Origin of the sequence: Shewanella gaetbuli (genome assembly GCF_023284065.1) — a bacterium.
In the GTDB taxonomy this organism is placed as follows: Bacteria; Pseudomonadota; Gammaproteobacteria; order Enterobacterales; family Shewanellaceae; genus Shewanella; species Shewanella gaetbuli.
In genome coordinates this window covers 43,640-51,852 of the sequence record NZ_JAKIKP010000018.1, presented here as the reverse complement: position 1 = coordinate 51,852, position 8,213 = coordinate 43,640, and the positions used below count along the sequence as shown (strand labels likewise).

Below are 8,213 nucleotides of genomic sequence, written 5' to 3'. Positions count from 1 at the left end.
GTTGAGCTAACTTGTACTAATGACCCGTGAGGCTTAACCATACAACCCAGATGGGTTTTACGATTAGGTAATGAAGAAATAGCTTAGTCTTAGAATAAGCGCTTAAATAGTGTGGTCATAAATTGCACCTGCATTTATGACATCAAGTACTTCCATGTACTTGAAACTCAAATCAGTTTTCCGAATTACTAAATACTGAAATACGCAGGAAATTGTTAGGCTAACAAAGCCGTGACAAGTGAAGCGCGGAGTGTAGTTTACTACATGAGCACTAGAACGAGGAAACAATGACGTTAGACGTAGAATTAACCAGTATTTAGACAGAATTTGTCTGGAGACCATAGAGTTGTGGTACCACCTGATCCCATTCCGAACTCAGAAGTGAAACACAGTATCGCCGATGGTAGTGTGGGGTCTCCCCATGTGAGAGTAGGTCATTTCCAGACGTCAAATAAGATAAAAAAGCCCACAGCTAGCGCTGTGGGCTTTTTTGCGTTTGTGGGTTTTTGCTCGGTCATCTTTGAGATCTGCTGTTGAGGATCTGCAGTTATTGTTTTTGAATGCAGATTCCGGCTCAAAAGCATTGCCGGAATGACGCGCATTAAGTGTTGCCGGAATGACGTTGGTTGAGTGCGCCGTAATGACGAGGTTTGAGCGCTGTCATAATGGTGAGGCTTGAGTGTTCTCGCAATGACGTAGGTTGAGTGCGTCAGAATGACCTAGATTGTGCGTTGCTGTGATCATACGGCGGGGCTTAATGCTCCTAATCCTTCATCCTCGAGATCTGTTATCGAGGATCTGCAGTTGATGAATTCAGATTCCGTCTCAAAAGCATTGCCGGAATGACGTTGGTTCTGTGCTGTCGTAATGACAAAGGTTGAGTATTTTAATTACCCTAAAAAACCATCACAAACTCATCTTTGCAGCTTTTTTGGTACTATTTTTTATGGAGACTCGCTCAATAGCTGACTTTTGTTTAGAATGTTAGTTTACGCCAAGCATCTACTTCAATTGTTTGGTGTTACGATTCTTTTGGCCTACTGCTAATGAGAAATGATTAATACTGAGGTGGACTGTTTTTCTGCCTAGGAGCTTTAATGCAACTGTTTGTAAAAGATTTAACTGTAATTGATTTTTCCTATCTTTGTCCTATTCGTGGAATGGTTGGTGAAAGCTGGATTGTTGATGTATTACTTGACGGCGGACTGGATGACCAAAACATGGTTTTGGACTTCTCTAAAGTCAAAAAGACCATTAAAAACACCATTGATGATGTAGCTGATCACCGTTTGCTTATCCCTACGGCTTGCAGTGAAGTGCGTTGGCAGCAACAAGGTGACCGAGTGTGGATGGATTTTGCCAGTCAAAAAGGTGATATTCATCTAGCTTGTCCATCACAAGCATTTGCATTAATTCCTACTGAAGTGATTGATTTTGAAAGTGTGAATGATTTTCTTCAAAAAGCATTACGTGAAGCATTACCTGATAATGTTCAAGGTATTAGCTTAACATTACGTAATGAAGTGCTGTCTACACCTTATTATCATTACAGCCACGGGTTACGTAAACATGACGGCAATTGTCAACGGATTGCACATGGCCATAGAAGCCCTGTGACGGTATTTGAAAATGGCATTGCAGAGCCTAAATGGGATGAGTATTGGGCTGAGCGTTGGCATGATATTTACTTAGGTACAGAGGAAGATTTAGTTTTAGTGGATGACTTATCTTTATCAAAACAGGCCAAAGTGAGCGATGAAAGTCATTTTGCTTTCCATTATGTTGCCCCGCAAGGTGACTTTCAATTAGCGATGCCTAAGCACTGTTGCGACATTATTCCTCATGATACGACCGTTGAATTATTGGCTGAGTACATGGCAACAACGCTTGCGGCTAAGGTGCCTGAAAGTCATTTTAAAGTGATTGCATTTGAAGGTATTGGCAAAGGAGCCATTGCGGTTAGAGGCTAAAGGGTTTTTATGAAATTATTATCAGCGTTATTTTGTGTGCTTGTGTTTGGCTTCCTAGTGACTTCAGGTATGCCGGTACAGGCAAATCAAATCGATTTTCAGGGTAAATTTGAACAAGGTGCGCTGGTTAGAGGTACTGTTCCTGCTGGGAGTCAAATCACCTTAAACGGTCAAGATGTTAAAGTGACTCCCAATGGTGAATTTGCAATTGGTTTTGAACGTGAAGCGAAAGCTGAGCAGATGCTTGAGGTGGTTTATCCGAATGGTTTAACAGAATTAAAACCACTAAAAATAGCGGCTCGTGAGTACAAAATTGATCGTGTCACGGGTATCAGTAAAAAAATTATGAAACCGGATCCGCAGGCTCAAAAGCGTGCTGCTGAAGATGCTAAACAAACTCGAGCAGCACGAAATAAATTTATTGACCAAACAGCGTTTATGCAAGATTTTATTTGGCCAGTAACGGGCAGGATTTCAGGTGTTTATGGTAGTCAACGTGTTTATAACGACGTTCCAGGCAACCCTCATTATGGGGTTGATGTTGCTAGACCAACAGGCACGGTTGTCGTAGCGCCTGCTGATGGGGTGATTACATTATCAGTGGCTGATATGTTTTATTCAGGTGGTACGATGATCATTGACCATGGTTACGGTGTCAGTTCAACTTTTTTACATTTAAGTAAGCTGTATGTAAAGGAAGGCGATAAAGTCACTCAAGGTCAAAAATTAGCTGAGATAGGTGCAACCGGACGTGCTACAGGGCCACATTTAGATTGGCGTTTAAACTGGTTTCAAATGCGACTTGATCCAGTATCGATTGTGCCATCAATGAAAAGTGTATTAACCGCAGAAAAACCGATTAATAATTAAATTAGCACTCGCTTAATTAATTGACTAAGCTAATTAAGCTTAAACTGATTTGTACAATAATAAAGCCAGCATCAATAGTATCGATAAAGTCATTATTCTAATTAGTGCTAAAATTTCCAATTTTCAGGAGTATACATGGAGTTAACCCCGCAAGAAATTCAGCTAATTCAATCATCTTTTGCAATAATTAAAGCAGAAAATATCAATTTAAGCAGAACCTTTTATGATCATCTATTTCAAATGGCACCGCTTGTTATTCCGCTATTTAAGACTGAACGTGCAATTCAAGAAAAGCATTTTAATGAAATTTTTACCACAGCCGTTAATAAAATAAATCAATTTGAAAGTCTACGCCCGCTGCTTTTTGATTTAGGGGTGAGACATAAAAACTACAATGTAAAACAAGCCCAATTTCAAGTGGTCAAATCTGCATTGATTTTATCTATTCAATATGAATTAAAAGATCAATCAAATACAACGATAGAAAGTGCTTGGGCAAACTATTACGATAATATTGCTGAGGTAGTGATTGAAGGGTTAAATAGCTAACCCTTCACTTAACTTATATTGACACTTTTTAATCGTTTTCGCTGGCGATAATAGTTTGAATATCATGAGGATGAACTTTTACACAAATCCCATTCAGTTTGAACGCAATCGTTGGGTTTGCCAGCCTTTCATTATCCCCTTTCGGTGAACTTTGCTTAACCTTAATCTCAGTTTCACCTGCAATAACTTGTTCAAGCTGTGGTGCTTTGTCAATCATTTCTTTTACCAACTCTTGACAGTTTTGCGCATTGGAAGGGAAAACCAATTCCACGTGTTCCCAGCCTTCTTGTGGATAAACTTTATCTGATGGGAAGGGTAATTCAACACACTCGACGGCTTGATTAGCAAGCTGTAATGGTGTTGCAAGTTTAATGATCAGAATAGGCCGACCATTAATGATATTGTTTGATATAACATGCCCTTGGACTTCAAACTCTTGGACTAATTGCTCTGCGGTCTGTGTATTATTAACTCGAAGAGCCGCATGATCACAATGTAATGCAAGGGAATCTAAGCCTAATTGTTTAATGAACTCGGTAATTTGCTGACTAAACTGCGGCCATGTTTGAGTTAAGGTTGAAATATTCATAGGTGTCCTGAAAAATTTATAGGTGTCCTGAAATGTCTGTGCAAACTTTAAGGCCAAATTTCGATGGGAGTGCCTTCATCAATTAATTGCCACAATTCATCCATTTCTTTATTTGTGACTGCGATACAACCGTTAGTCCAATTAAACTTTTGAGCTTCTTCGGGAGATAAAGTTGATCGCGGGTTTTCTCCGTGGATCATAATCATTCCGCCGGGGCTGATGCCTAATGCTTTGGCTCTGAGTTTATCTTCATCATTGGGATATGAGATATGAATAGATTTATAGAATGCACTGTCTGATTTCTTATAATCAAGGATATAGCGGCCTTGAGGGGTGCGTTGATCGCCTTCGGTGAGTTTATGTCCAGTGGGCATATCGCCCATAGCTATGGCGTAGGTTTTAATAATTTTACCGTCACGGTATACCGACATACGAGATTCAGATTTATTTACTACTACCAAATCGACTTTTGATTGACTACTTGCTGAGGCGCTTGGAATGAAACCAAAAGCAAGCAGCCAAAAAGCGTATAAACAACAGCGCAACAACATGCTAACTCCGAAAAATGAATGTTATTATTTTAATTATCTGTAAATATGTTTGCTACTATCAAGCACGGAGAGTTTAACGCTATCTTTTTGTAATTGGTATAGCGTCTGATGCATTTATCTATATCAAAAATGAGTTGAATAAACATGGCTGATCAACCCCCACAGGATTCATTATTAAAACAACGCTTACGAACCATTATTTTTGGCACTGATACACCCGCAGGTAAAGCGTTTGATATTTCGCTAATGGTTGCGATTGTGGCAAGTATCGTGTTGATTAGCTTAGATACTATTGGCAGTTTAAGTGATGCATATGGTGAATATTTTATTATTGGTGAATGGTTTTTTACTATCTTATTTACCATTGAATATCTTTTAAGGCTGTATTGCTCGCAAAATCGTCTTCATTATGCCCGCAGTTTTTTTGGTGTGGTGGATCTCTTATCAATTCTACCTAGTTATCTTGCGCTAATCTTTCCAGCGGCAAACTTCGCTTTGGCGATTCGAGTGCTAAGATTATTTAGAGTGTTTAGAGTGCTAAAGTTATTGCGCTTTTTAGCCGATGGAAACTTATTGCTTAAGGCGATGATGCAGTCTAGCCGTAAGGTGTTTGTTTTCTTCTTCTCAGTCACCTTGATCATATTAGTGTTAAGCGTCGTAATGTATGTGATTGAAGGGCCACAAAATGGTTTCAGTTCGATACCTAAGTCTATGTATTGGACCATTGTTACCATAACCACTGTTGGCTACGGTGATATTACCCCTCAAACGCCATTAGGGCAGATTATTGCTTCGCTAACCATGTTAATTGGCTATTCCATTATTGCTATTCCTACAGGTATTTTAACGGCTGAAATATCACATGAAATGGTGAAGGTACGTGATTTAAGAAAGTGCAGTAACTGTGGCAAAAAAGGCCACGATAATGATGCTCAATTCTGCAATCATTGTGGAAGTGAACTTGAGGCCTTAGCATCTCTCACCCAGCCATAAGTGGATTATAAAAATAGGAACACCATGACAACCGCTAAGTTTGTTGAAGGATCAATTTTACGTCATATTTTAGTAATGAGCTCAACGGCTGCAGTGGGTATTTCTGCATTATTTGTTGTTGATTTACTAGATATTTTCTTTTTAAGTCTATTGGGTGAGCAAGAGCTGGCTGCTGCGGTTGGCTATGCAGGAACCATTTCATTTTTTACTACTTCTATTGGCATTGGACTATCCATTGCACTGGGTGCGTTGGTTTCAAGAGCCGTCGGTAGCAGAAATAGCGTTTTAGCGAAACGACTATTTATGAACAGTGCTATTGTGACCTTACTCACCAGTTTGCTTGTGGCGGTGTTGGTGTTGAGCTTTGTGCCAGAGTTACTTTCTTTGGTTGGGGCTACCGGCAAAACAGCTGATTTAGCTAAGAGTTATTTGTACATATTAGTCCCATCACTGCCTGTTATCTGTTTAGCGATGGCTCTTGGTGGCGCACTTCGGGCTGTGGGTGATGCTAAACTGTCAATGATGTCCACGTTAGCCGGTGGTGGTGTTAATGCCGTTTTAGACCCGATATTTATTTTTGTATTTGCCATGGGAATAGAAGGTGCTGCAACTGCATCGGTTATTTCACGCTTTGCGGTACTGTTTATTGCAGGACACGGTGCGTTGATAAAACATCAGTTATTAGGGCGTGTTAGCTTTGAAGAATTTAAACAGGACATTCCGGTTATTTTTTCCATTGCTGGCCCTGCAATGTTAACCAATGTAGCCACCCCTATAGGTAATGCGGTTGTGACTCGCGCCATTGCTGACTTTGGTGATAGTTATGTTGCTGGCTGGGCCATTTTAGGTCGACTCATTCCGGTAAGTTTTGGGATGATTTTCGCCTTGTCTGGCGCGGTAGGGCCCATTGTTGGTCAGAACTTTGGCGCTAATGAGTTCGCAAGAGTAAAAGAAAGCCTAACTAAAGCGATTCAGTTTTGTGTGCTGTATGTTTGTGTGGTGTCACTTATTTTGTTTTTAGCCCGACATCAAATCGTCAAAGGCTTTGACATGAAAGGTGATGCTGCTGAAATCATTTTATTCTTTTGTCAGTACATTGCCGTATTTTTTATCTTTTCAGGTATTTTGTTTGTCGCCAATGCTTCGTTTAATAACCTAGGTAAAGCTAAGTATTCCACCTTGTTTAATGTGGGTAAGGCAACTATAGGTACTATTCCATTTGTGTATTTTGGTGCGCAATGGGGGCAAGTTTACGGAGTGTTGATAGGGCAAGTCATCGGCTCGATTATTTTTGGTATTGCAGGGGTAGTGATGTCTTATCGCCTAGTGAACAAACTTGCTCATATTGCTCAAGCTGAATTAGCGGCGAAAGTGTTTGAGGGGGATGACGTGAAACTGAATGACACTACTAATGCTACGCCTTTATCTTCTGCTTGCGCTCAAATAGCCCAATTGGATGACGAGCAACTTTGTCAGCAGTTAGCTGAAAAATCTTCTTCAGTAAATAAGCCTTAAAAATAACGCCACAAAGATCATCAACCTGAGCTGCGGATAACAACTTGCTTTCTAGAGGCTATTTTTACTGATAACTGCGTTAAATTTGTTTGCAATAGGCTAGCTATTGACGCACAAATTTGCCTTGTTCTAAGCAAAAATATCTCTCTAGAAATCTATTCTAGACTAAACCTTAAAATAAATTAGTGTGTTAGCTAATCTCTTATCCGTAGTTCAGGTTAATCAATTCATCGATATTTGCTTTGGGGCGTTAGCCTTATAAGTTCATATATTGGCTTAGGTCACTGCCAGCAGGCAACTCAACTTCTTGTTGTTCACCTTGAAATAAATAACCTACTTTGTCGCCAATTAATGTCAGTTTATTTGCTGTTAATCTGAGTGCTGACCCTTCTTGAATAGCAATAATGGGGGTAATTGGGTCAACTTGGGTAAATTCAAATAAACGTTGGGCACGGGTTTCTCCATTGTGACCCGGTGCTTGGTAGTTACTATAGTGCGGATTTAATTGAAACGGCACTAAGCCTATTGCGGTAAATGAAGGTGGCTCAACAATTGGCATGTCATTGGTGGTACGAATAGATTGGCCAGCAATATTTGAACCTGCACTCCAACCCACATAAGGTTTACCTTCAGCAACTTGCTCTTTAATGAGGTGAATTAAGTCATAACGGTATAATTCGTTTAATAGTTGAAACGTATTACCGCCACCCACAAAAATACCATCAGCATCTTTAATGGCTTGTATAGGATCGCTAAATTCGTGGATACCTTTGATGGTGATAGGTAAGTCTGTTAAACCTGTACGCACTTTTTCTAAGTAATCATCGTAGCTCATACCAACACCAGCATAAGGGATAAAGATCCATTGCCGAGTTTGACCACATAAAGGTTGAATCAGCTTAACTGCATGTTCAAGGTATGGGGTGTCACCTTCTCGTGAGGCGCTTAATAATAAAATATTAGCGGTCATTAAATATCCTTTTTATCATCAATAACTAAACTTAATTTGAGTTAATCTTATCAAAGTTCAATTAACCGCGATATATGTTCAATCATCGGGGCTTATTAAGTTTTAATTAAGTAATTAAACCTAGACTTTGCCGCAAATGAACTTATTAGCAAGATTAAAACATATTTAATCTTTGCATCACTTGAATTTCATTTTAATGGACATAT

8 protein-coding genes and 1 rRNA gene are annotated in these 8,213 nt (G+C 39.6%); 6 read left to right on the top strand and 3 right to left on the bottom strand.

The annotated features are described in order from the left end of the window. Nucleotides 1-330 precede the first annotated feature (330 nt). The 4 genes from rrf (at nucleotide 331) to L2672_RS16700 (ending at nucleotide 3,389) form a co-directional block, all read left to right on the top strand. Nucleotides 331-446: ribosomal RNA gene (gene rrf / locus L2672_RS16715) — 5S ribosomal RNA — on the top strand. 651 nt (nucleotides 447-1,097) lie between these two features. Then, complete coding sequence (locus L2672_RS16710) at nucleotides 1,098-1,970, top strand: 6-carboxytetrahydropterin synthase (protein WP_248996987.1); 873 nt, start codon at nucleotides 1,098-1,100, stop codon at nucleotides 1,968-1,970. 69 nt (nucleotides 1,971-2,039) lie between these two features. After that, nucleotides 2,040-2,840 (top strand): M23 family metallopeptidase, encoded by an 801-nt coding sequence (locus tag L2672_RS16705; RefSeq protein WP_248996988.1) that lies wholly within the window; start codon nucleotides 2,040-2,042, stop codon nucleotides 2,838-2,840. A 135-nt stretch (nucleotides 2,841-2,975) separates the two neighbouring features. Continuing rightward, the gene (locus tag L2672_RS16700; RefSeq protein ID WP_248996986.1) at nucleotides 2,976-3,389 is read left to right on the top strand and encodes a globin domain-containing protein; all 414 of its coding nucleotides are present in this window, start codon (nucleotides 2,976-2,978) and stop codon (nucleotides 3,387-3,389) included. 28 nt (nucleotides 3,390-3,417) lie between these two features. Here the strand turns inward: L2672_RS16700 and L2672_RS16695 are convergent, their stop codons facing one another. Then, on the bottom strand, nucleotides 3,418-3,978 hold the full coding sequence (locus tag L2672_RS16695; protein WP_248996985.1) for a VOC family protein: 561 nt from the start codon (nucleotides 3,976-3,978) through the stop codon (nucleotides 3,418-3,420). 47 nt (nucleotides 3,979-4,025) lie between these two features. After that, nucleotides 4,026-4,529, bottom strand: a complete 504-nt coding sequence (locus tag L2672_RS16690) for a L,D-transpeptidase family protein (RefSeq protein ID WP_248996984.1) — start codon at nucleotides 4,527-4,529, stop codon at nucleotides 4,026-4,028. Nucleotides 4,530-4,673: 144 nt separating this feature from the next. Between L2672_RS16690 and L2672_RS16685 the strand changes: the two genes are divergently transcribed. Together L2672_RS16685 and L2672_RS16680 are read left to right on the top strand one after the other, a co-directional pair. Further along, nucleotides 4,674-5,522, top strand: coding sequence for an ion transporter (locus L2672_RS16685; protein WP_248996983.1), 849 nt, complete (start codon nucleotides 4,674-4,676; stop codon nucleotides 5,520-5,522). 24 nt (nucleotides 5,523-5,546) lie between these two features. Further along, on the top strand, nucleotides 5,547-7,037 hold the full coding sequence (locus L2672_RS16680; RefSeq protein WP_248996982.1) for an MATE family efflux transporter: 1,491 nt from the start codon (nucleotides 5,547-5,549) through the stop codon (nucleotides 7,035-7,037). 256 nt (nucleotides 7,038-7,293) lie between these two features. Here the strand turns inward: L2672_RS16680 and pepE are convergent, their stop codons facing one another. Next, on the bottom strand, nucleotides 7,294-8,007 hold the full coding sequence (gene pepE, locus L2672_RS16675) for a dipeptidase PepE (RefSeq protein ID WP_248996981.1): 714 nt from the start codon (nucleotides 8,005-8,007) through the stop codon (nucleotides 7,294-7,296). Nucleotides 8,008-8,213: the final 206 nt, after the last annotated feature.